Below are 24,469 nucleotides of genomic sequence, written 5' to 3' on the forward strand. Positions count from 1 at the left end.
CTGATGGGTCAATATGTCCTGTCTCAGAGGCGCTTCCATATGCTGGCCATTCTCTGTATGGCTGTAATATGGCTGCCAATGGCTATCACTACGAGAGACCATCCGATGATCGTGTATCCGAAGATCGCTTCACTGTAAATGTAGTAGGCAAGGGATGCTATCAGTATCAGTACAAGCCTGTCAGCTCTACCCATGATGCCGCCATAGAACCTGCCGATACCCAGTGCCTGTGCCTGGGTTCCAAGGTAACTGGTCAGAAGTACGCAGACAATGGCTATGGTGCCTATCTGCCAATGGACATGCCCGCCGAAGAACATTCCGCATATTATGAAAACATCGGAATATCTGTCGATCACATGGTCAAGGAAATCGCCTTTTTTACTGTCTGTGCGAAGGTACCTTGCGACTGCACCATCGAGGGCATCAAGGAATGAGTTAAGGGCAACAAATAATATCGCTATGAGTGCACTTAAGGGGTTGTCCACAGAAAAATAGAATGAGATGCCCGCAAGTGCAGCGCATACCAGTGAACCCACTGAGAGAGCGTTTGGTGATATGCCTTTGTTCGCTACGCTTCTTGCTATCGGGTCGAGTATCCTTGTAGCTGCCGGTCTGAATGAATCAATGGTCATGGCTGTTCCTTGTATGTTCAATAATAGTAGAGGTCTATTACCGTATATTGACTATTAGTTTTTTTGGTTCTTTTCGTATGGATTTATTTTTTGGCAAGGTCCACAAGATACTTTATTCTGCATGAATGTTCGATCTGTGTCATAATTATGTATGCTTCCGATAATGTCTCACCTATTGTGAACGGGCCATGGCTGTAGACCACCATTCCTCTATGTTCTTCAAACGCTTTAACAGCTCCTTCTCCCACTTCCTTAGAACCGATCCCACCTTTAACGATGGGTATTTCCTTCAGGAAAAGTTTTCCTTCGCTGTCAATGGGGATTATCTTATCAGAATCTGCTATGAGTGTCTGTGTGACGGAATAGGGACAATGTGCATGAACGATCGCTTTTGCATTTGTTCCCTGATAGATCGCACGATGGACCGATGCCTCTGAAGATGCCAGTACGTCAAGCTCTGATGTATTTTCGATGGGTACTTCTACCACACTTTTCTCCTCTATCTCATCCAGTGCCGCACCTGTCCGTGTTATTATCATACTTCTTCCAACACGCACACTAATGTTCCCGAAATTAGACTCTACAAGCCCGTGGTCCACAAGCTTTTTCCCGAATTTTTCCATTTCTTGCCACATAGTATATCTACCACCCTAGAATCAACCATTACATTTATCTGTTATTATGCATTGTATGGGTATGTTTCAATAGCGCCTCGGTGGCTCAGCCCGGCAGAGCGAGTGATTTGTAATCACTAGGTCGTGTGTTCAAATCACACCCGAGGCTTTTTCTCTCTGTTTTAGTTTTGTTGTTAAAGTTTTCTTATCAATTGGTTGTTTTATCCAGTCAATAAAAATATAGTATTGCTTCAAAAACATTGCAAATTTTAATAGCAAATAGCAATATTTATCACTAAAGTATCACTACCTTAATACTTTAAGGAGTAATAGCAAATGGGTGTGGTTAGTGAGCAGACGGTGGCATATTATGGCTCTCCACCTACATTTGTGGAGTATTTACTTTTTGTAATCTTATGCGTTGCGTTTTATCATAATATGCAGAACACCCCTTACGTAAGCTAGGGGATGAATGCGTACTAACATGATGATCACAGTTGTTTAACCTAAAGTATAATTAGTGTTAAGTAGTATGGGGGCAAGTATGTTAAAGGCTTTCAAGTATAGAATGTATCCTACAAAAGAGCAGGAAGGGATGTTTTTCCAACATTTCGGTTCATGCAGGTTCATCTATAACTGGGCTTTGGATAACAAGATTAAATCTTATCAAACGGAGGGCAAGTCAACATCAAGGTTCACGTTGAACAAAATGTTGACCGAGTTAAAGGTAGAACATGAATGGTTGAAGGATGTAAATTCTCAATCGCTACAAGGTGCTACCCTTAATCTTGAAAATGCTTATACAAAGTTTTTCAGGGAAAAGACTGGATTTCCTAAATTTAAATCGAAAAAGAACCCTGTACAATCGTTTTCTGCACCACAACATTATAAAATAGATTACGATAACGACAAAGTTTTTCTTCCAAAGGTAGGGTTGGTCAAGACTATTTTACATCGTAAATTTACAGGTATCGGAAAGACTGCTACGGTTTCCAGAACATCTACTGGAAAATACTATATCAGCATTCTTGTCGAAGATGGTAAAGAAGTGCCTGTTAAATCCTCTTTCGATGAAAGTACAACAGTTGGCGTTGATGTGGGGATTAAGGATTTCGCTGTTATCTCCAATGGTGAAAAAGTCGAGAATCCTAAGTATCTTAAAAACTCTATGCAACGCCTGAATGTGCTACATCGAAGGATGAGCAAGAAACAAAAAGGTTCAAAGAATAGGACAAAAGCTAAACTTGCATTATCAAAACTCCATGAGAAAGTCAGAAACCAGAGAAATGATTTCCAACACAAACTCTCTTCTAAACTATTAAGCGAGAACCAAGCTATAGCGTTGGAAACATTGAATGTTGAAGGGATGATGAAAAATCACAACCTTGCTCAACATATTGCAGATGCTTCGTGGAGTTCCTTTGTATCCATGCTCGAATATAAGGCAGAATGGTGTGGAAAGACCGTTCTACGCATCGGACAATTCGAACCATCAACTAAAATCTGTAATGTCTGTGGTCACTACAAAAATGACATGATACTTGCGGTTAGAGAATGGGAATGTCCTGAATGCAATTCAATTCACGATAGAGATATTAATGCCGCTATCAACATTAAGAAATTTGCACTTGATAAACAGAACTTAATTGGAATTTGAAGCACCTTCGGAATGAGGGGAAGGGCCTGTGGAGTTGCGTTCGATGGAACGAGCTATGAAACAGGAAGCTCCATGCGTAAGCGTGGAGTAGTTCACGCATGCATAGTATCATTTATCCTGGTTATTCCAGGACGTGTTCCCTCATGCATGTGAAGCACTTATATGCAACCCTTTTCCATAACTAATACCAAATTCGTAAGTTTTGAGGAACAATGTCAAATGTAAAACGACTACATCAAATAGAATCTCTTTCGGATACGTTCAGGTGATATAAACAGGATGGAATGAAAAAGAAAGTTCATTCTATATACATGGGATGAAAACTACATCTGATATAGTTCAGTTGAACATTTGGATTCTATCAAAGTAGTAGCTATCACCCATCTATTGAGGTTTGCGGCTATATGGGACGAACTTGGAGGCATTGAGTTCAATGACATCCCAAAATATGCAGAAGTTGTTGATATAGTTGTAACTACCGCACCATATTATGCAAAGCCTTTTGACCTCACAACAAAAATAAACAGGCTCTGATGAGAAACACACAGGCGGTAATAAAATGGAAGATAATTCGTTAATGGCAATGTTGCTTGAGCAGATCAGGCAGGAACTCGAAGGAAAACTGGATGACATCTATGTGGAAGATGTAAGGGTGGGTGTTGTCTATGGCGGAGTGAAGATAACAGGCGGCTACGGAGGAATCGCAGCCACTCAACCTCAATCAGGCTCATCTCACTGTACAACACTGCCGGAGGCAGGAGATATGTCCAGCAGGCCTGCATCAGAGGTCATGGAAATGGCACTCTCTGACAACATGCTCAAAGCTGTTGTTGGAGTGGCGACCGTAAATGCACTGGCAACTATGATATGCGACCTTCATCCTGAAAAGTATGCATTATCCGATGTTGATGTGCTTGACCTGATAAAGCCAGGGGACAAAATTGGAATGGTGGGCCATTTCAGCCCAATGATAGCACGGATACTGAAGATAACAGACCAGCTTACAGTGATCGAAAAGAAGGATATCATTGATGAACGTATAGTTGTCGTTCCAGAGAATAATGCTTCCGAAGTACTTTCAGGGTCGGATGTTATCATAATCACTGCCAGTACACTTGTAAATGGAACAACTGATGAGCTTATATCCATGAAGAAAAATGCACGTGAAGTAGTCCTTCTCGGCCCTTCCGCAGTGATGTTGCCACAGCCGTTCTATGATAAAGGATTCACTGCGGTGATGGGAACACGAATAAACGATACTGACACTATGTTAAAGGTCGTTAGTGAAGCAGGCGGCACTAATCAATTACTCAAAAAATGTGGTGAGAAGATCTCATTTCAGGACTTATTCCTCTTTGTGTCATGTCATCCACAACGATCCAACCTTGATCGTGAGCATCCATTACATCTTCCAATGCCTGCACATCCCTAATTACTGTTGCATTAGCATAAACATCATATTGGGTATCATTTATAAGGAAATCGTCGATTCCTGTCCCGGTTATAGAAAATGCCAGCCAGTAATCACATCTGCCAATATAATATTGTGCAAGAGGTGTCCAGCCAGCCATTATTGCATCATCAGGACCCATGTTCATTTTGATAGCATTGTAGGCTTCTTTGAACTCTGCTTGTGGGGTTCTGGGTTCCAATTTGTAATTATCCTCTGGAGTTAATTGAAATTGAGCTACTGATGCTGACAACAACAGAATTATGATTGCTGAATTAATTAAAACCTTCACATTAGGGGATCGCAACTTCGGTAAAAGTTGTTCCTTTTTATGTTCTGTCAACTTTATGATCAACAAAGACGTAAATACAACTAATATCGGAAATATGAAATATAGATATCTAAATCCAAGAAGTTTAACATGAAATGAGATAAAATAAAAAGGGATCATGTAAGACAATATCAGGAGTGTTCCCAAACCTGGTCTTTTCTCAAGAGCCACAACTGCTCCAAGGGGGGCTAAATAAAAGAATAAAGGGACCCAGTCCTCTAAAAAATAAATATAAGGTCCAAAATAATCATATCTTGTATTAAAGACCACGGATATGACCCGGCTAAGATCTGTGGCGAATATAAGTATCAATAAAATAGCCAATGACAAGATCACAGGTCGTATATCTATGGACTTGATCTGTATCCTTTTAGCAATGTCAATATTTCCTATCAGGAAGTAAATTAAAGCTATGGGAATAAGCACGTAACCAAATAAGTGACTTGACATAGCTCCCAATATGCATATTACGAGCAAAACGAAATTTCTGGTTGTTCTATTATTATTGAACTCGTAGATCAATAGTATTGAAGCTAAGTAGAAGAACTGTAACTGTTGATACATGCGGGCCTGACGTGACCACATTATTTCCCAAACAGAAAATGCTATGAATATCGAAGCTAGAATTCCAACATTTCTATTTTCCAGTTTCGCACCTATGAAGTATACAATTGGTATTGTCAATGTGCCAAATATAACACTTGGAAGTCTTCCTGCAAATTCACCCACTCCAAAGATGTTGTATGATAATGCAATCAGATATGTGTTTAAAATAGCCCGGCCATATATCTGTCCCGAAGGAAATACAGGTGATCCGTATTGCAAAAGTGCTGCTGCAGCATTAGATGATATCGCTTCATCGAGCCATAATGATTGATCTCCGAGATGATAAACTCTAAGCAAAAAACCTATTACAGTGATCATGCCGATCAATAGAGCTACCTTTAACTCTGCTCGGTTAAACTCACTTCTTTTTTGTTTGAGTGCCATGATCTTGATTTAATAATTAACATTAGAGTTTTCAAATCTACTTATCAACACTGTAGCTGCACCGAATATTACCAAAATACTCATCAAAGATATGATCATCGTCGATTCTATCAAGTTAGTATTTATTTCTTTGATAACCAACAATATGCAAAAAATTGTTAATATTGATTGAAATACATTATTTGCACCAATTTTCATTAATTCAAATTCAGTACTCTTCTTGTAGGACACGTTTACTTGTTCATATAATAATTCCAATGATCTTACCACTTTTTTACTAAATGGTATGTCATAAACTGTAGCATGTTTAACAGGAACAATTATTCCCCTAATAGAGTACCGTATGATCTCAGCATAGTAAGCTGATACTAAAAATAACATATATAATGCAAAGAACCAGTTGATCTTTGTTTGGAGTCCGGGATATACAAAAGGATTCAGTTGAAGATAGACTGTTATGATGACAGCAACAGCAGAGAACATGATAAAGCCTTCAAGAATAATTAGTTTTATTGCTGAAGCATCAATCGTTTTCACACGCTTCTGTAGCCAATGAGACCTTATAAATATTCTGGTTTTATGCGTATGTCAAAAACCTTGTTGTTAATCTTTTTTGTCGCTGTTATCACTCCAATATTCTTTTCAACGGATAAGGTGGCGTTTGTCGATAATAGTTCAAGGGATGAAGCAGGAAGCTCCGTCCGTAAGGGGGGAGTAGCTCACGTTTTATAAAATGAGGCTAAGATTATCAAAATGACAACTTCTCAATAAATCTAAATAGTATACATTTTAACATTTGAGCGGGAAGTCCCCCTTCCTCAAGCAGCCGAGGGCGCTAGGTGGGGGATGAACACGATTCTATCCATATGAAAACATCATTAGATACTAACTCTTAAATAGTTTTGTAACACTTATAAAATTTGGAGATATTATATGCAGTTAACTTTACCGATTCAGATTCAACCTACTCCTGAACAGGAATCTGTTCTATGGGATCTTTCTGAAAAGTGTAGGCTGATATATAATTTCGGGTTAACTGAACGACGTGATGCATATAAGAACAAATCCAAAATTGGTTATGTTAAACAGCAAAATGATTTACCCAATATCAAACAAACTTATCCTGAATATACATGGGTGTATTCGAAAGTCCTGCAAGGTGTTCTGAAGTGTCTTGATAACGATTATAAATCATTCTTCAATCTAAAAAAGAATGGTGATAAAAAAGCAAGGCCGCCTGGATTCAAAGGTAAGGATTATTTTATAACGATGCTTTATAACCAGTCGGGATTTGAAATATCCGATTCAAATGGGCATATTATTATACTTAAATCAATGGATACCAGGATACACAGCCCAACGTTGGATTATACTAATCAGGATAAACTATACATTGATTTTTCACATAAACATCCATCAAAAATACCACTGAAATTCGAACTCCCTGCTGAATTATTGTATAATAGAATATTCAAGCATGCTGGGACCATTAACCAAATCAATGTTTGCCAGAAAGAGAACGAGTTTTACATATCAATTACATACGATATACCATCAATCCCATTCAACAATAATGATGCATATCTTGCTATTGATATTGGTACGACTAAACAGACCATGGTTGATACAGACGGTAACTTTACTGAACTTATTAACCGACGACCCGATAAATACTGGGAACCTAAAGTTCAACAGATCCAGTCAAGACGGGACCATTGTCTGAAGAACAGTAGGAAATGGAAGTTATTACATGGAAATTTGGGTAGGATGAAACATAAATCATCCAACCAATTGAAAGATAACCAGCATAAAATTACCAAACGTATTATTGAAAATAACGATGCTGGTGTTATCATCATAGGTAAACTGGATGTCAAAAGTATGGCATCAAGTAAACCTGGTGATAAAAAATACAATAGAAGTACACATCGAGGTACCCATAACTCAGGACATATGGGACGATTTGCTCAATTCTTGACCTATAAAGCTGAACAAGCGGGTAAAAGAATAATAAGAATTGATGAATCATATACTTCAAAAATGTGCTGTGTATGCGGATCCTTAAAAGACATGTCACTTAGCGATAGGACATACGAATGTGGTGTCTGTGGCAATGTTCTGGACAGGGACTGTAACAGTTCAGTGAACATCTTAATGAGATATTTCAAACATAATGCCTTGTGGACAGGCTATCAACAAACAGTTGATAATCTGCGACAAACAGGTTTACAGATCGGGATTATTCCTAACGGAATTATCTCGAAATGACGTAAATACTCGTAGGAAGCTCCTTCCTCAAATTAACGTGCTGGAAGCACGTTAATTAGGGAGGGGTAGTTCACTATAATTGTATAGGCCAATGGGGGAATTTGGTGGGACCAGAAGTAATTACAACTTTGTCTAAATTTTTCTATCATCCTTCAGCTACTTCTCCTGAAAATTGAAGGAAGATCAGCACATAAAGCCACAAAATTATTATCTTAGGTACTTGTGGGAATCAGTATAGAACATGGGGGGATCATCACGATCAAAGAAGATTATAATCTATTCCTTACGATCATCAAAAAAATAAATTCATTATTTTATAGGTCAGTTCCCGAAATATCTCATGGGGATATAATTGAGTGGGATGTATCTGCTATTCAATTAAAGCAAGGTGAGGAGCTAATGATCTCAGGTAAAACTAAACCTGATAAAAGTATAAAATTGGATGTTAACTTCGAGATCTCAATTCCTGTTAAAGATAATAAGTATGAACACAGGTTCGATGACGTGGCGATAAATTCAGTGCCAAACGAATTCCGGGTCGAGGCATATGAGGTCAAGAACATGACCTTCACGGTCCGAATGCTGATACCTTTTAAGCAGTACAGAGAAGCTGAAAATGGACGGGCGATATACATTGACAAAAATGTTCCTTCAGGAAACTATGATATAATCATAAATGGAGAAACTGAAAGTGCAGAAAATGTTCTATTGAAGATCAAAGCTTCACAAACAATTGTTTCGGACAGTGAAGGCAATTTTGTTTACGGATATCCAACAAAAGCATTCCCTGTTGGACCCATTAACTTATTCTTAGGAAAGGAAGAAAAAGAAATAAAAATAATCCCCTGAAAACAGGAGATTCAGTTCCTTTTGCTCATTAGTGACATGAAATCGGTTGATCCCATTACAGGAACGGTTTCAATGTAGCACACATCTGACCATGGGAGGTTGAATGTTGCCAAAGCCTCTGCATCATCGCACTCATATAGGATAAAATATCTTCCTCCTGTAAGATCGACCCATTGGTTGTGGACCTTTATTCCTGCAGGCATTTTTATTTCTTTAAAGTGTTCAAGTACGAGATCGCGACTCTCTGGTTCCCAAGTACTGATTTCCATATATAACATATTAATTACCCCACTTTTAATTTAATAATTATACCATGAAAAATTAGATCCAAGAGGATCTCATGGTATCACTAGTGTTCTAATGATGTTTATTATCCATTACTGCTTCAATATCTTCCTGGATCGCATTTTGCATTATTTACTTTTGACCATTTCCGATCTCAGCTTTTTCTGCTCATTAGTGATATGAACTCGGTTGATTTCATTACAGGGACAGTTTCAATGTAGCATACATCCGACCATGGAAGGTTGAATTTTGCAAAAGCCTCTGCATCATCGCACTCATAGAGGATAAAATATCGAGATCCCGTGAGATCGATCCATTGATCGTGGACCTTTACTCCTGCAGGCATCTTCAGCTCTTTAAAGTGTTCAAGTATCAGATCACGTTTCTCTGGTTCCCAAGTACTGATTTCCATGTATAGCATATTCATTTCCCCACTTTTGATTTATCAATCATTTACTTTTAAACCATCTCTGGTATCAAAATCAATTGATCTTCCATGGACAGTTTCTACAGATTCTCTTATTACTAAAAGCACAGCTAATCGTCTTTTTAGCATTTTCATCTGTGTCCCCCGACCACCAAATAAATTATGTATGTTAAGTTCTGTCCCTATTTCATATATAGCTTACTATCTATTCTAACAAAACTATATTTAGCTTTAAAATTCACTCACTAAGAAGTCTCTAATGTAGGCTCATGAGCTAATATGACCAAGACAATTCCTTTAGTGTAAATGTACTTTGGATTGCTCGGATGCAATCGGGAAATTAGCCCAGAAATCCCGATCCCTTTCAGTTTCTGATTCCGTTTTCAATTCTTCCGGATATGGGAAGAACAATCTGGAATATTCTTTTTTTGAGTCACTAAAACGCATAACATAAAACTTAAGGATCTCAAGTAATGCATCGTATGTCAATCGATTATCAGTATATTTTTTTATGATCTGAGTCAGGTATTTCTCTTCAACAATGTTCAAGGAAGAGACTATATTTAAGAATGTTTCATTTGCAACATCTATAAATTCATTCGACTTCGGTTCTCTGGAAAAAATATGTGGCATTATTCTTTCGTATTCTTTCAAGATCGCATCGAATTTTAAAGAACTCTTATTTTCAACCAGCTCATCCAATTTTAAAGAGATATCATGATTGTAGAGACGGAAAAGATAGTGATTATACTGATTGAATTGCTTTAATTTTTCAATTGAACCCGATTCTTTTACTTTCCTAAGGTCTGCAAAAGCAAAAAGTTTTGTAAGGAAATGGTGCCTTATAATATTGTTCTTCAGCCGATCATCTTCTTCCATCGGATAGTCGATGTAGTCACGAAGTATCTTCTCTGCAAAAAAACCATTACCACGATCGACCACTAATCCTTTCACTTTATCGGAGTAGATCTTGATATCCCGCATCCCAATGGTGGGGGATCCGGATTTAAATATGAAACCATCAACTGGAGGCAGTTCTTTCAGGAATGTGTCTGTGAAGTTATCCATCTTTTCTGTTAGATCACTCAGTGTTATTGGTTGGATAAGTCTTTTTTCCCCATCTACAAGTACTATCCTTATGGGATAACGTGGAACTCCAAGTCCAATTTCCACTTCCGGACAAACTTTAATAAAATCTGCAAATTGCATCATGTTACGAACTGTCTGGCAATGTATGACACTTCCATCATAGCGCACATTTTCAAACTCCAGACATTTACTTACAACAATGCGAGGCTTTGTGTAAGGATACTCAGGAATTTCATAATCCACCATCTCTCCCTCCAATTAACTGATAAGTAAAATGAAAACACCAATTCATGTTTGTAAAGTAAAAATAAAAGGCAATGGCTCGATAACTCCGTGCTGTTCATTTTCGAAATACGTCATATGATCCCCCGACATTATGACTGGAAAGTATTCCATTCTTGTAATATGCTATGGACGAATATCAAAATTATAATTTACAGAAGTCTTTTTGCAAGACATGATATTTATAAGTGGTGTAAAATACTAATTATATATTGCTTTTTTTATATTTCCAATTCATTATTATATAAGGCACGCTATTAAATGACCTATCTGAGTAAGATCCAATCTAAAAAAGGAAGAAATGAAAAGAAAAAGGCTAGAAATAGTTGACAACAGGCTTTGTCAAATTTCTCACCCGACGATCTCATTATTCTGGCATATCTTTCAGAAGTCGAACAATGTCTTTTGCGGTTTAGCCTTTGATGCACTCTTTTTTACAGGAGGTACATTCTCGGTCTCTTTTTTTTCGACCTTGTTCTCTTGAGGTGCACTGTTGATTATCTGTGTCAGGTCCATCTGTTTCTTGTCAGGTGTCTGTTTTCTGGGCTTCTTCTCAAAGAATGCCTTGCCTTCATCGCGTCCAAGGCTCTGTCGTCTTGCCTGTGCGAGGTCATGGATCCTCTGTATGTCCTTTGTGACCTTTTTCTTGCCCGTGAGATAGACCATCTCATCAATGCTCAGCTCAAGATCGAAAGTGACATCTGCTGCATATTCGTCTTCTTCCAGCATCCTGCCGTAAAGGTGTGCAAGGTCTGTGCGTGAATATCGCATGGATTTATTGGCATGGTCCGCTATCTTTGAAGCGATATTATCTCTCATATCACGTTTTGCCCTTAATTGTCCCATCTTTCGCCAGAACGATGGTGGCTGATACTTTGTGAATCCGCTACCAACGTGGGCCTTTGAAACAACGGTCCCGCATGTCATAAGAGCACCTGCATATCTCCAGAGGCGGTAGCTCTGTCGTTTTCTTACACGTCCGAGGTATCTGTCCGCTTTAGCCAGATGCTCATATCCTGTGATGAGGTCTTCCTCTGTGCCTTCTTCAGTTCCATACTGTAAGGGCAGGTTCTCATCTATCCAGTGGATAAGGTTCTCAGGGGTCTCATCAAGACCATAGGTAGCTTCCAGTGCTGTCTTTGGGTCTGTGTTCTTGAATATCTTCCCAAGCACTTTGAAGATCGACTCTTTTGTATCCCTTTCGGAAGTAGCGATATCCTCTATGTGTATCTCATCTCTTCCTGTTGCCACTGCCTGAAGGTCTTTAATGGCACTTCGCAGGTCTCCTCCGGCGTTCTCTGCTAGCTTTTCAAGAACTCCGACCCCGCACATTATCTTCTCTTCGACACAGATCCTCTTCAGTGCCGGTATCATGGAACGTCCCTGTACCGAATTGAACTTGAGCTCGATGCATAGGGAACGTACGGAAGGTGTAAGTCCATAGAGGTCGTTGGCAATAAGCACGATGGGGTGGTCTGTGTTCTTTATAATACCACCTATAGCCCGGGCTCCTCCTCTGTCGGCATTCCCGTGGATATTATCGGCCTCATCAAGTATGATAAGTCTCTTTGCAGTGGTTCCTGTAAGGGAGCTCATCTTTGATGCAGAACCAGCGACCCTTTCAATGACGCCTGCCGTTCTCTGGTCACTTGCGTTAAGTTCGATGATCTCCCAGTCGAGGTCCCTGGCAAGTGCGTGTGCTGCGGAGGTTTTTCCAACTCCTGCAGGACCATGCAGTATGACCGCTCTCTTTTCAGGCGTTTCTGATAGCCATGACTGTGCCCATTCACGCATATCTACAACAGATTTTTTGTTGCCTACAATGTCCTTAAGGGACTGTGGTCGGTATTTTTCAACCCATTCGATAGATTCTACCATCTGTGATCATACCTTACATAAAAGCGAAAAGTAATTAATGTTTGCATTTCTTTTTGATTCTAATTAATATCATTTCTGGCAGGTGTATCGTGGCTCGGCAAAGCAGCACAGAAGGTCTTATGGATGTTGTCAGGAGAAGGGCTATTTCAAATGTGGCAAAGGTTGCCATAGGAGTTCGGAACCCTTCTGCAAAGATGATCTCCAGTATCGAGAATGCTCAAAATTCAGGTTATGCTCAAGTTATTCTTGTAGGGGATAAAAAAGAGATAGATTCTGTGGGAACTTCTCTTGAGATCATCAATACCCATGAACCCGAGTTAGTGCTTGGAGATCTGCTTGCTTCCGGTTCAGTGGATGCTGCGGTAAGAGGCACTGCTAATGCTTCCGGCACTCTTTCCCATCTTAAGGATGTCCTTGGTATCGATAAGTTGTATCGCATGGCCTTTCTGATAAGTGCGGACGGTGTCCCGTTCTTCCTTGCTCCTGTCGGTATTGATGAGGGAAATGACCTTTCGGACAAGATAACCCTTGTGCGTCTTGGTGTCGAACATATACGCAGGTTCGATATCGAGCCGGTGGTGGGTATACTTTCAGGGGGCAGAATGGGAGATCTTGGCAGACACGAGAAGATCGACCGTACCCTTGCAGATGGAGATTTCCTTGCATCCCGGCTTCTGGAAAACGGTATATGTGCAAAGCATTATACAATACTCATCGAAGATGCTATCAAGGAAGCGAACTTTATCTTTGCTCCAGATGGTATAACCGGCAACCTGATATTCAGGACACTTGTTTTCCTCGGCGGAGGGGACGGTATTGGTGCGCCGGTATTGATGGATGATCATGTCTTCGTGGATACTTCACGAGTGGGCGGCCACTATACGAAAGCCATAATGCTTGCCAGTGCTCTTGTGGACATGAAGAATGAAAGGAATGTATCGAATTAAGGGGTGTTTACATAGAAACTGTTGCCTTTGACTGGCCTGTTGTAAAAGGGGATTGTGTATCCGGTAAAGAGGATTCCTGTATTGCTGTTATCACGCTTGCGAGTTCATTGGAACCGTATGATAAAGCTGCTATGTGGGGTAGTTGCAAGACCGAGAACCTTGGTGCGGAAAAGATCATCATAAATACTATCTCGAATTCCAATATAAGATATGTGCTGCTATGTGGCAATGAATCAAAAGGTCACCTTGCCGGACAGACGCTTATTTCACTTCATAAGAACGGCATTGATGATGATGGTCGAATTATTGGTTCGGATGGTGCTATTCCTTTTGTGGAGAACATCGGAAAGGATGCCATCGAACGTTTCCATAAACAGGTTACGATAATTGACCGCATAGGTCTTACTGATACTGATGAAATATACAATATCGTTGACGAATACTGCTCAAAGGACGGTCCATATTGCGAAGATCCTTTTGTTGTGGAAGTTGTGACGAAGAGGAAAACAGTTCCAACGGATATGGTGGGTGGCAGCATGTTCTGTTTCCAGAAGGAACAGAATATAGTGAATATTGCCGGCGTGAAAATGGGTGGGCAACCCGGTGAGCTACCGACAGTTCTTGCAGGTACTATCTTCTACGAAGGGCATAAAATTGTAGAGGATGCGGATGTTGGGATATTTGACCGGTTCGCTGCTGAGGACCTTGTGAATGTGCAGGACCTGATGTCGGATGAGACTGGTAATCCTTCGATAGTGCATATCTTTGCCAACACTGTCGGAAGTATGCAGAAATATATTGACTTTGTTTCATCTGTGAGTGATTCTCCATTCATCATCGATTCTCCGCAACCGGAGGTCAGAATGGCTTCTGCTGAGTATGTTACTGATATCGGTCTTGCTGACAAGACCATCTACAATTCAATCAATATGAGCATCACAGAAACCGAATGTGAAGCACTCCGATTTTCTGACATTGACAGTTCCATTGTTCTTGGGTTCAATGCAATGGATTCTTCCCTTGAGGGAAGGATGTCCCTTCTTGAGGATGGCGGCAAACTGCTTGACAAGGGATTGATCGAAGTGGCAGAGGACTGTGGTATCAGTAATATCCTTATTGATCCGAGCATTACCCCCATGGGCAATGGTGCAGGCATTGCACTTCGTATGACAATGGCAGCCAAGGAGAAATGGGGATTCCCGGTAGGTTCAGGTATTCATAATGCTCCTTCCTCATGGAGATGGCTCAAGGAAAAGAAGAAGCTCGATCCTCTTGTATATCGCATGTGTGATATCGGAACGGTAACGATGCAGCAATTGGTAGGTGGCGATTTTGTACTTTATGGTCCTATCGAGAATGCCACATACACCTTCCCAATGGCTGCAATGGCTGATATTATGATAGCTGAAGCTTCATCTGATATGGTCTTCCAGACCGCTTCCAGACACCCTCTTAACAGGCTGGTCTGATATATTCGGTCTTGGAAATGCTTATGTATTGCTTCTATACATATTCCTCTTAACTTCCAGGTTGGTCATGCATGAAAGAACTTAAGGTTAGTATATCTGATGAGTTATTTAAGGGATTGTCCGATGTTAAGGATAGGGATTCCTTTGTAGCAGCACTTCTTAAGAAAGAGCTGGAAAGGGCAGAATGCAAACCTCAGGTGTCTAACAGCAGCTCAAATGATGCGGATGTTGAAGTTGTAATGGTTGGGGATGGTTTGGACATCATGCCGGTCCTGGATGATGTGGGTGAACCGGCAATATCGTCTCCTGATGTTCTGAATGAACCTGGTGACAATGGAAAGTATGTGTCTATTGAAAAAATGGCATGTTTTCAGCAGTCTATTGCAGATATGGCAAACCGCATAGATGAACTTGAAGATAAGATCAGTGATATGAACATTGTCATTTTTAATCTTATGAAAAGATCAAGTGTTAATGACGATGCTTCTGTTGACGGTGTTTCTGCTGACGATGTTTCTGTTGACTGTGTTTCTGCTGACGATGTTTCTGTTGACGATGTTTCTGCTGAAGCTGTGTCCGTTGAGGCTGGTGGCTATGTCAATCCTGTATCTGATCAAATAGTGGCAACTTCCGGGTCAAATTCAACAGTTCCAAATGATCTCGTAATAAAACTTCCTTATGCAACCCTATCATTTCCGGAGTTGAAAATACCGCCGGAATTACTTCCTGATGAAGACGGTCTTTCTATGAAAGAAGGAACGTTCGTACAGGGCATCTTGTCTTCTGTTCCCCTCACAGGTGAATCTATTTCTTCTGGTTCTCCGGATCCCACTCCTTTTGAGACCCTGGTTTCTCTCAGGCAGGATCCATTTACTAATGAGGTTCGTGAAACAGAAAGCTCATCAAATGATCTGGAGCCACCATTGGAAAACTTGCTGGGAAGATCTGTCCCATCAACGGATAATTTTGCATATTTGGTCGAACAAAGTGTGATCTCTTCAAAAACACTGCCATCTTCAACACCAAATGTTCCTGTAACATCAATGTTCGCACCTTCCGGGGCTCAGGTAAACAACAATTTAGGTGTATCTTCTGTAGAAGTGGTATCTAAGGCTCCCTCTGCTTCTGAGGGTCCGCTTCCTGTGCCCGACAGGTTGGAAAGTTCTATTCTTGCATACCTGCCATTCGGTTCTGAAGTAAAGAAGGATGTCATCAAGAACCTTCTTCCAAAAAGATATACGAATGATGATCTTGAAACCAAGATAAACCAGCTTCTGGCTTCAGGAAAGGTGTCTAATATTGTGAAAGATGGGATCGTGCATCTCACAAGGACATCTAGGTAAGAGGGGAAATAATACTGAATTTTAAAAAAGAAAGTTAAGCTGCATATTGCAGCTTTATTCTCTGATAGCACCTTTGCTTGCTGAAGATACCATCTTTCGATAGCGTGCAAGGTATCCAGTAGCTTCCTTCTCTACCGGTTTGAACAAGGCCCTTCTCTTTTCAAGTTCCTCTTCCGAAACTTTGAGCTCAATTCTTCTTTCAGGCATATCTATCTCAATGATATCACCTTCCTGTATCAATCCAATAGGACCGCCCTCATAAGCTTCAGGGGATATATGTCCTATGCATGGACCTCTTGTACCGCCTGAGAACCTTCCGTCCGTAATGAGTGCAACGGAATCGATAAGTCCCATTCCCGCTATGGCGGATGTCGGGGAGAGCATCTCTCGCATTCCTGGTCCTCCTTTTGGTCCTTCATACCTGATGACCACAACGTCACCTGGTGTGATATCTCCTTTAAGGATGGTTTCCATTGCTTCTTCTTCACTGTCGAAGACCCTTGCAGGTCCGGTATGCCTGAGCATCTTTTCATCAACGGCAGACTGTTTGACCACAGCTCCATCAGGGGCAAGGTTTCCTTTCAGTACCGCAATACCGCCTTCCTCGTGGAGGGGTTCTTCGATCGTCGTGATGACACGTGCGTTAGTCTTTGGATTGACAATTACGAATTCTTCCATGTTCTCGCCAACGGTCTTCCCTGTGACCGTCATCTCATCAAGGTTGAGCTTTGATGCGAGTCTCTTAAGGATTGCATGAACACCGCCGGCTCTCTCAAAGTCGATCATGAAGTTCTCTCCACCAGGTCTAAGTCCTATCAGGTGAGGAGTTGTCTTGCTCAGTTCATTGAACTTCTCAAGAGGAAGCTCAAGCCCGAATTCGTGTGCTATGGCAGGCAGGTGAAGTGTCGTGTTGGTACTTCCTCCGACCGCAAGGTCCACTCTTATCGCATTCTCGAATGACCTATCAGTGACTATCTGACGTGCGGTAAGTCCCTCGTTTATCATTGCAACGATCCTTTCTCCTGACTCCTTTGCAATGCGCATCTTTTTCGCATCGATCGCGTGTGCGGTCGCACAGCCTGGAAGACTGAGTCCGAGAGCTTCTGTCATGCATGCCATTGTGTTTGCAGTGAACATTCCTGCACAGGAGCCTGCACCACAGCAACAGAGATCTTCAAGCTGTTTAAGTTTTTCAGATGAGACCGCACCGCTCCGGCAAGCGCCAACTCCTTCGAAAACGGAAACAAGATCTGTGTATTTATCATCAACAAATCCGGGAAGCATTGGCCCCCCTGTCACAACAATTGCCGGGATGTCAACTCTTCCGGCAGCCATTAGGTGTCCCGGGGTGATCTTGTCACATGAAGTGACCATGACCATGCCGTCCATCTGCTGTCCCTGCAACATGATCTCAATAGTATCTTCTATTGCTTCCCTGCTTGGAAGTGAGTATTTCATACCTTCATGTCCCATTGCGATCCCATCGCAGACACCTATCGTATGGAACTCGAAAGGAACACCACCCGCATTGCGAATACCGGCCTTTACAGCTTCTGCTACTTTGTCAAGGTGAATATGTCCCGGAATGAACTCTGTCCAGGAATTCACAACAGCTATGAACGGTTTTTTCATCTCAGAATCCGTCACTCCCATAGCTTTCAAAAGCGATCTGTTAGGCGCTCGTGCGTCTCCTTTCTTTGTATTGTCACTTCTCATATGATAACCTCGTAAATGCAATGACCAACTATTCTACACGATTAAAGTATATGAATAATACTATGACATATTATATCAAAAGGTTCATTTATAAACCATCCTTCCTTTTACTATCCCATGAGAGCTGTGATAATAGATGGTTATGTGGATGAGCCGGCATGTTTCGGAGTCCCGCCCTATATTTCTCCTTATATTCGTTACATAGCCGGAGCCCTGCGTGAAAAGGGCTTTTTAGAGCATGACATTGATTATTTTACCATCGACAGTATCAGAAAAGCAACTCCTGATGATGTCCATATCTTAAAAAATGCCGATATCGTGGTCATATTGTCCGGTATGACAGTTCCCGGCAAATACCTTCGTTCCTCACCGATAACTCCTGGTGAGATCGAGAACCTCTGCACCCTTACTTCAGGCATCAAGGTCATAGGTGGTCCCATCCGTCTTGGTTTTAGTAAAGAAGGTGGCAAAGGTGCAAAAGAGCTTGGAATTGATGCTGAGGGTACTATTATTGCAAAAAGCGATATCGAAGCTTTTGTCTATGATCTTTTTGAAAATGGCAAACTCTGTGACCCTGAAGACGTTGTTCACAGGATGAGGACCGTGGATGAGATCGGCAGATGGGCTAAACTCGGTGCTTTTATAATAGCTCAACATCCCGATTATCCTCACGTTATGTGTGAACTGGAGACCTATCGCGGGTGTGGTCGCAAGGTACACTGTTCCTTCTGCACTGAAAGATTCTACGGTCATTCCGATCACCGTCCTGTGGCAGATGTAATTGCTGAGGTATCTTCACTTTATGATCTTGGTGCAAGGAACTTCCGTATTGGGAGGCAGCCGGACCTATTGAGTTATCATGCTAAGGATATCGGTGCTGATGTTCTTCAGCCCAGCCCGGACGTTCTGGAAAGCCTTTACAGTGGTATCCGAAAGGTTGCACCTGAACTGAAAGTTCTGCACATGGATAACACGAACCCTGCAACCATGGTCGCCTACCCAGAACAGAGCCTCGAGATATTGAAGACCATCGTGAAATATCATACCTCTGGTGATATAGCAGCATTGGGCATAGAAAGTGCGGACCCTGCCGTTGTTAGTGCGAATGATCTAAAAATACATCCGGATGATGTGTTCGATGTCATTAAGATGATAAACGATGTTGGTTCGGCAAGGGGTAGCAGTGGTTTGCCGGAGCTGCTTCCGGGATTGAACTTTGTTCATGGTCTGCCTGGGGAGACTAAGAAGACATTCGAGTTGAACTATGATCTCCTTAAGGATGTACTGGATTCCGGGCTTCTTGTAAGAAGGATAAATATTAGGCAGGTAATGGCATTTCAGGGAACGAAAGTGTATGGGAACGATGACCTTGTTTACAAGCACAAAAAACTGTTTCTCAAATACAAAGAAAAGGTCCGAAAGGGGATCGATCTGCCGATGTTAAGGAAGATCGTGCCGATTGGAACTGTGCTCAAGGATGTAATGTGTGAGATCCATGATGAAAGGTCAAAGCATGATCTGACATTTGGCAGACAGTTCGGTTCATACCCTCTCCTTGTGGGATTCCCTCTCGATCTTCCTCTGGGTGCATTCGTCGATGCTGCCATCGTGGGACATGGGCAGCGTTCTGTAAAAGCGATACCTTATCCACTGGATGTAAATTCCACTCCTTTGAAGGTGATCAAGGAAATTCCCGGGTTAAATGCTATGGATGTATCTAAGGTCATAAGTGGTGTGCCTTATGCGAATATGGATGAACTTGTTCAAAAAGTGGCTCTTCCGGAAAATATACTTGAATACCTATCTGTGAATCCCTGAATCTTCTTTCGGAGATGTCCATTTATAGTTAAATAAGAAAGAATACCACCCATTTTAATCTCGCATCAAATCGAAGATTTAATGGGAGTTTCATTTCTTCGAAAATATCCAGATCAATCTGGATGTCTTGCAGTGTAACTGTAAGATGAAACAGGTGGATGAATTGCTGTTATTTTGTTTAAATAACTTTCTGAATATTGTCTAGAAGTATTCGTATATAGTACGTAGTTGTATCTCACATTAGTCACTGGTTGTGAGAACCAAGCAACCTCTGTATGATATGTCCACCTACAAGGCGAATAAGGTCGTGGATAAAGTGTCGTTCTTGCTCGAAACACGTAAAGCCGAATCGAGATAGGAACGAAGACATAGTAGGGCAGGGACTTCTCCATTTCAAGCTCGTGGAGATTCCGGTAGGTAATCAATGAAACAAGAAGCCACCCATTTTAATGGGTGGTAGTTCACCAGTGTTCATTTCCGTATATGTTCATTTCTTGATGGATTCGTTGATGATATCTGCATCTTTGAGTACCTTAATGCTGATAAACCCTCCAATAATGATATTCATATAATATGTGAGGGCTCTCCATGTGAGCACTGTTATCCCTATCAGTGAAGGGGTCGCGATAACAACGGAAAAGAGCGAGCTGGCACCAAATTCCGCAACACCGCTTGCTCCGGGGGTTGCAGGTATTATCATAAGGCATGTAAGAAGTATCTGTACCATGAACGACAGTAAGATCTCCGGGGGCTGTCCGAGTCCTGCAAGTATCACCGGTAGTATGGAGTAAAGTGTTCCTCTGTAAACGATGGTACATATAGTTCCATAATAGAGTCCTTTCCTTCCCTCTTTGGTGAAATACCTTATACTATATTGGAAATGGTCCATCTCTATGTCGATCTTTCTCAGAACATTTGCAAGGGCTTCATCTGTCTTCCTGCCATGGAAGCGTTTTGTCCTGTTTACAAAAAAGTGAATTGTGGACCTTGTCTTGTTCGGTTTCCATATTGCATAGATTAGCATTCCCAGTACTATGAAAATGAACAGTTCACCTGCTATCAATAGCATATCTAAGTTATCTTCGGGGAAAAACCCTCTTAAAGTGTAAAGGGCAAATGGTGCGATAAGAAGGATAAGAAATGCATCCGTCAGCCTTTCCCCCACTACGACAGCCGTGGCCTTTCCTATGGGGATCGCATTTTTGGAAAGCAGGTGTATCCTCAATGCTTCTCCACCGGCAGAAGAGGGTGTAACAGCTGCGACAAGAAGGCTGGATATTGCTATCTCGATCGTTTTCAAGGTCTTTATGTCATGTCCCAGCGACTGGCACATGAATTTCGTTCGTAATCCCCATACCACGTATGAGAACAACTGAAGGGCTATTGCAGCAACAATAGCCTCTTTCTTAATGTTCAGGATCGCATCAATGGTCGTGGTATCTACTGTGAATACCAGCAGAAGTACTATCGATATAAAGCTGATAACAAGCGAAACAGATAGCCACTTGAAGATCCGATTCATGGTTTTGGTAACTTCGAAGTTTTAGTCGAATTCCGGATTTATTATGGTCTCCTTGATCCTTGAACCTGCTTTGATGCTCACTTCAGGCCATATCTTCACATCAGAGTGAATGGTCGCATCATCACGTATTATAACACGTGGACCGATAACAGTTCCGTTCTCAAGATTACAATTTTGTCCGACAATGGTATCGTTGTCGATTATGGATCCGGATGCATTTGTGTTGCTTCCAATGGTCACATCGTTGAATATGTATGAAGATAATATCCTGCAATTGTCCTTAATTACACAATTGGACCCTATCGCAGTGTAAGGTCCGATAAGCACATTGTCTCCGATGGTAGTGTTCTCTCCTATGACGATAGGTCCCACAAGTGCGGAATTCGTACCTACGATAACGTTGTTTCCTATCTTCAGGGGCCCTTGTATTCGTGCGTCCTTTGTATTGAAATTCCCTTCAATGGATGTTCCTGGGAGGGATTCGAGCATCCATCTCTGTGCCTGCCTGTATGCTGTGGAACTTCCTACATCGGTCCAGTGGCCGCACACCAGCATTCCATTGATCTTCTCTCCTTTGCTCATCAATGCAGGGAACAGGTCCTTTGCAAAATCATATTTTTCATCTTTGGGTATCCAGTCGAATATTTCCGGAGAACACATGTAGATACCTGTACTCGCAAGATTACTGAATATCTCTCCTGGGCCGGGTTTCTCCAAAAAGCGGTGGATCCTGTTATTGACATCCATGTCCGCGATACCAAATTCACGAGGGTCATCGATGGACATAAGTCCGATGGTCACAATGGCATCGTTCATTTCATGCTGGCGGTATATCGTGCGCAGACTAAGGTCCATTACGTGGTCTCCGCCCACTATCATGAACGGTTCATCTTTAAGGAACTCTTCCGCATTCTTCACTCCACCTGCGGTACCGAGTCTCTTTTCTTCATATACATATTCGATATGAACTCCGAACAAACGGCCGTCTCCGAGGCTTTCCTCTATCTTTTCTGCCATGTACCCAATGGTAATGACTATCTCGGTGAAACCTTCTTTTGCAAGGTGTTCTATCAGATGAACGACAGACGGTTTGTTCAGAATAGGTATGCTTGGTTTAGGTCTCTCGAAGGTAAGGGGGCGAAGTCGTGTGCCTTCCCCGCCACACATGATACACGCTTTCATGCCCTCTAAGATGTTGTTTTTCTTTATTACTGTTGCTATATTGAACAAGAACTCTGAAAGTTTCAGAGCTTTTCAACATCCTTCTTGTCCTTAACAATGATCTCAAGTTCACCTTCGTACTCGTCAAGGACTCCGGCAACATGTGCCATATCGTTGACTGCCAGTTCCTTGCCTATCTCTTTGGCACCTTTATTGTTCGGAACGAATACAGTGATCATCTCACCTTCGTGTTCGATCTCCAGGATAAGATGGTCCCCGGAATAGGTCATTCTCTTATTGAGGACAGGTCCTTCAACAAAGACCTTTTCTCCGAGAGTTGTTGAGTCTGACAATGGTTCAATATTGCCGCTCAATTCTCCGGGGATGTATGTAAAATAAGCTACTGCCAGCGATAGTATTGCCATCGCCAGCAGGATCGCAATTATTTTCTCTTCTTTTTCCATAGGTAATGTTCAGTCCTGGCCGATGGAGATCAGTGTGATCTTGAAGGTAAGTGTCTCTCCGGCAAGGTGGTGGTTGTAGTCAACATAAACGTTGGTATCATCCATTCTAACAATGGTGACCTGGCCATACTGTGTGAAGAGTGGCATACCGACCTCTGGCTCGATTCCCATTTCTTTAAGCTGGGTTCTTGGGACTGGCTGAACAAGTTCCTCATCGTATTCTCCGTAGGCCTCTGCTGCTGGGATGGTGACCGTCTTTTCTTCACCGACCGTCATGCCGACAACGCCTGCATCGAACCCGGCGATCATCTGTCCTGCACCGACCGTGAACTCAAGTGGTTCGTATCCTCTTGCAGGGTTGTGTTGTCCTGCTTCCTTTGCGACATCTTCAAGGGATGTATCAAAGATAGTTCCGTCTTCAAGCTGACCGATGTAATTGACCGATATTAGATCTCCTTCTTGTACCATGGTATTTTCCTGATCCCCGTTGCTTGCACACCCGCTCACAAGGAGCATGCCTGTAATTATTAGGAATAATAGTGCTTTTCTCATTGGAATCAACAGTTCTAATCTTATTATATGTGATAAGCGTTTTGATTACTGTGAATATTTAAAAAACGCTATCTTGAGGCGCTTTCATAATTGTGCTGCAACATGTTTATATGCTGACGCATACATGTGTAGCATATAGGCTACATATATGGCATGTGCCTTACATACATATTATGAAGGTGAAAAATATGAGTAAAACAACAACAATGCTTTTGATAGGCGCTCTATTTGTTGTAGGCGCTGGAATGCTTGCCACAGCAGGTGAAGCCCAGGCTGCTTATGGATATGGCGGATGTCCTGGTTACGGAGGTGGGTATGGAGCAACTTACTATGGCGAGAGTCAGACCGTCGATTACCCTGAGGTAGTGGTAACTGGTGTGGATAATGCACTGAATATTGCAAAGGCCGACATATATCCTGATGTGAAAGAAGAGAATATCTATGCAATGGGCAGATGGTGGGTCGTACAGTATGTCGATGATGAAGGCATTATTGCCCTGAGCTATATCGATACATTCACCGGAGATGTTGTCGATCTTACCGACCAGTCTTACACTTATGCTCCAAGGGGATATGGCAGGATGCATGGTTATGGGCAGGGTATGATGAATGGTTACGGACCTGGCTATGGCATGATGAATGGCTATGGGCAAGGGTATGGAATGGGTAACGGTGGAATGTACCGTTACTAATAATTTTTCTATATAATCGAATTATGTGGGTTT

22 protein-coding genes, 1 tRNA gene and 2 pseudogenes are annotated in these 24,469 nt (G+C 41.7%); 12 read left to right on the plus strand and 13 right to left on the minus strand.

Features of this window, described 5'->3' with window-relative positions:
• Positions 1-23: 23 nt before the first annotated feature.
• Both pgsA and PBV53_RS00715 read right to left on the minus strand, forming a co-directional pair.
• Positions 24-632, minus strand: a complete 609-nt coding sequence (gene pgsA / locus PBV53_RS00710) for an archaetidylinositol phosphate synthase (RefSeq protein ID WP_270095288.1) — start codon at positions 630-632, stop codon at positions 24-26.
• A gap of 83 nt (positions 633-715) precedes the next feature.
• Positions 716-1,267, minus strand: coding sequence for an aldolase (locus PBV53_RS00715; protein ID WP_270095289.1), 552 nt, complete (start codon positions 1,265-1,267; stop codon positions 716-718).
• Between the two features lie 74 nt (positions 1,268-1,341).
• Between PBV53_RS00715 and PBV53_RS00720 the strand changes: the two genes are divergently transcribed.
• The 4 genes from PBV53_RS00720 to PBV53_RS00735 all read left to right on the plus strand — a co-directional run bounded on the left by PBV53_RS00720 (position 1,342) and on the right by PBV53_RS00735 (position 4,335).
• Positions 1,342-1,415: transfer RNA gene (locus tag PBV53_RS00720), tRNA-Thr, on the plus strand.
• A gap of 375 nt (positions 1,416-1,790) precedes the next feature.
• On the plus strand, positions 1,791-2,903 hold the full coding sequence (gene tnpB / locus PBV53_RS00725; RefSeq protein WP_270095290.1) for an IS200/IS605 family element RNA-guided endonuclease TnpB: 1,113 nt from the start codon (positions 1,791-1,793) through the stop codon (positions 2,901-2,903).
• A gap of 351 nt (positions 2,904-3,254) precedes the next feature.
• Complete coding sequence (locus PBV53_RS00730; RefSeq protein ID WP_270095291.1) at positions 3,255-3,437, plus strand: hypothetical protein; 183 nt, start codon at positions 3,255-3,257, stop codon at positions 3,435-3,437.
• A 25-nt stretch (positions 3,438-3,462) separates the two neighbouring features.
• Positions 3,463-4,335 carry a Rossmann-like domain-containing protein gene (locus tag PBV53_RS00735; protein ID WP_333482260.1) on the plus strand — a complete coding sequence of 291 codons (873 nt, stop codon included), beginning with the start codon at positions 3,463-3,465 and terminating at the stop codon, positions 4,333-4,335.
• Positions 4,336-5,053: 718 nt separating this feature from the next.
• Here the strand turns inward: PBV53_RS00735 and PBV53_RS09580 are convergent.
• Positions 5,054-5,674 (minus strand): annotated as a pseudogene (locus tag PBV53_RS09580) (glycosyltransferase family 39 protein); the annotation flags it as partial.
• 9 nt (positions 5,675-5,683) lie between these two features.
• The gene (locus PBV53_RS00745) at positions 5,684-6,211 is read right to left on the minus strand and encodes a hypothetical protein (RefSeq protein ID WP_270095293.1); all 528 of its coding nucleotides are present in this window, start codon (positions 6,209-6,211) and stop codon (positions 5,684-5,686) included.
• Positions 6,212-6,607: 396 nt separating this feature from the next.
• Here PBV53_RS00745 and PBV53_RS00750 point away from each other — a divergent pair, with 396 nt between their 5' ends.
• Both PBV53_RS00750 and PBV53_RS00755 read left to right on the plus strand, forming a co-directional pair.
• A complete protein-coding gene (locus tag PBV53_RS00750) occupies positions 6,608-7,942 on the plus strand; it encodes an RNA-guided endonuclease InsQ/TnpB family protein (RefSeq protein WP_270095294.1) in 1,335 nt (444 codons plus the stop codon).
• Positions 7,943-8,164: 222 nt separating this feature from the next.
• Positions 8,165-8,791 (plus strand): hypothetical protein, encoded by a 627-nt coding sequence (locus PBV53_RS00755; protein WP_270095295.1) that lies wholly within the window; start codon positions 8,165-8,167, stop codon positions 8,789-8,791.
• Between the two features lie 11 nt (positions 8,792-8,802).
• Here the strand turns inward: PBV53_RS00755 and PBV53_RS00760 are convergent, their stop codons facing one another.
• The 4 genes from PBV53_RS00760 to PBV53_RS00775 form a co-directional block, all read right to left on the minus strand.
• Positions 8,803-9,069 carry a DUF3303 domain-containing protein gene (locus PBV53_RS00760; protein WP_270095296.1) on the minus strand — a complete coding sequence of 89 codons (267 nt, stop codon included), beginning with the start codon at positions 9,067-9,069 and terminating at the stop codon, positions 8,803-8,805.
• 161 nt (positions 9,070-9,230) lie between these two features.
• Complete coding sequence (locus PBV53_RS00765) at positions 9,231-9,497, minus strand: DUF3303 domain-containing protein (protein WP_270095297.1); 267 nt, start codon at positions 9,495-9,497, stop codon at positions 9,231-9,233.
• A 303-nt stretch (positions 9,498-9,800) separates the two neighbouring features.
• Positions 9,801-10,838 (minus strand): YbgA family protein, encoded by a 1,038-nt coding sequence (locus tag PBV53_RS00770; protein WP_270095298.1) that lies wholly within the window; start codon positions 10,836-10,838, stop codon positions 9,801-9,803.
• Positions 10,839-11,258: 420 nt separating this feature from the next.
• Positions 11,259-12,752 carry a replication factor C large subunit gene (locus PBV53_RS00775; RefSeq protein WP_270095299.1) on the minus strand — a complete coding sequence of 498 codons (1,494 nt, stop codon included), beginning with the start codon at positions 12,750-12,752 and terminating at the stop codon, positions 11,259-11,261.
• Positions 12,753-12,871: 119 nt separating this feature from the next.
• On the opposite strand from PBV53_RS00775, the gene mtxX reads away from it, so the two are divergent.
• From mtxX to PBV53_RS00795, 4 genes and pseudogenes are all read left to right on the plus strand, one after another.
• Positions 12,872-13,699, plus strand: a complete 828-nt coding sequence (gene mtxX, locus PBV53_RS00780) for a methanogenesis marker protein Mmp4/MtxX (protein WP_270095748.1) — start codon at positions 12,872-12,874, stop codon at positions 13,697-13,699.
• An 80-nt stretch (positions 13,700-13,779) separates the two neighbouring features.
• Positions 13,780-14,148, plus strand: a pseudogene (locus PBV53_RS00785) (methyltransferase); the annotation flags it as partial.
• A gap of 87 nt (positions 14,149-14,235) precedes the next feature.
• Positions 14,236-15,168 carry a tetrahydromethanopterin S-methyltransferase subunit H gene (mtrH, locus tag PBV53_RS00790; protein ID WP_270095749.1) on the plus strand — a complete coding sequence of 311 codons (933 nt, stop codon included), beginning with the start codon at positions 14,236-14,238 and terminating at the stop codon, positions 15,166-15,168.
• Positions 15,169-15,239: 71 nt separating this feature from the next.
• A complete protein-coding gene (locus PBV53_RS00795; RefSeq protein ID WP_270095300.1) occupies positions 15,240-16,511 on the plus strand; it encodes a hypothetical protein in 1,272 nt (423 codons plus the stop codon).
• 54 nt (positions 16,512-16,565) lie between these two features.
• Here the strand turns inward: PBV53_RS00795 and ilvD are convergent, their stop codons facing one another.
• Complete coding sequence (gene ilvD, locus PBV53_RS00800) at positions 16,566-18,227, minus strand: dihydroxy-acid dehydratase (RefSeq protein WP_270095301.1); 1,662 nt, start codon at positions 18,225-18,227, stop codon at positions 16,566-16,568.
• A 117-nt stretch (positions 18,228-18,344) separates the two neighbouring features.
• Here ilvD and PBV53_RS00805 point away from each other — a divergent pair, with 117 nt between their 5' ends.
• Entirely contained in the window at positions 18,345-20,045 is a 1,701-nt protein-coding gene (locus tag PBV53_RS00805; RefSeq protein WP_270095302.1) for a radical SAM protein, read from the plus strand.
• A gap of 487 nt (positions 20,046-20,532) precedes the next feature.
• Here PBV53_RS00805 and PBV53_RS00810 read toward each other — a convergent pair whose 3' ends face one another.
• From PBV53_RS00810 to PBV53_RS00825, 4 genes are all read right to left on the minus strand, one after another.
• Positions 20,533-21,567 carry a lysylphosphatidylglycerol synthase transmembrane domain-containing protein gene (locus tag PBV53_RS00810; protein ID WP_270095303.1) on the minus strand — a complete coding sequence of 345 codons (1,035 nt, stop codon included), beginning with the start codon at positions 21,565-21,567 and terminating at the stop codon, positions 20,533-20,535.
• 21 nt (positions 21,568-21,588) lie between these two features.
• On the minus strand, positions 21,589-22,749 hold the full coding sequence (locus PBV53_RS00815; protein WP_270095304.1) for a nucleotidyltransferase family protein: 1,161 nt from the start codon (positions 22,747-22,749) through the stop codon (positions 21,589-21,591).
• 62 nt (positions 22,750-22,811) lie between these two features.
• Positions 22,812-23,192, minus strand: coding sequence for a nucleotide-binding protein (locus PBV53_RS00820; protein ID WP_270095305.1), 381 nt, complete (start codon positions 23,190-23,192; stop codon positions 22,812-22,814).
• A gap of 9 nt (positions 23,193-23,201) precedes the next feature.
• Positions 23,202-23,744: an FKBP-type peptidyl-prolyl cis-trans isomerase gene (locus PBV53_RS00825; RefSeq protein ID WP_270095306.1), complete on the minus strand. Its 543-nt coding sequence runs from the start codon at positions 23,742-23,744 to the stop codon at positions 23,202-23,204.
• A 188-nt stretch (positions 23,745-23,932) separates the two neighbouring features.
• Here PBV53_RS00825 and PBV53_RS00830 point away from each other — a divergent pair, with 188 nt between their 5' ends.
• Positions 23,933-24,436: a hypothetical protein gene (locus tag PBV53_RS00830; RefSeq protein ID WP_270095307.1), complete on the plus strand. Its 504-nt coding sequence runs from the start codon at positions 23,933-23,935 to the stop codon at positions 24,434-24,436.
• Positions 24,437-24,469: the final 33 nt, after the last annotated feature.

Source organism: Methanococcoides alaskense (assembly GCF_027594145.1).
GTDB classification, from domain to species: domain Archaea; phylum Halobacteriota; class Methanosarcinia; order Methanosarcinales; family Methanosarcinaceae; genus Methanococcoides; species Methanococcoides alaskense.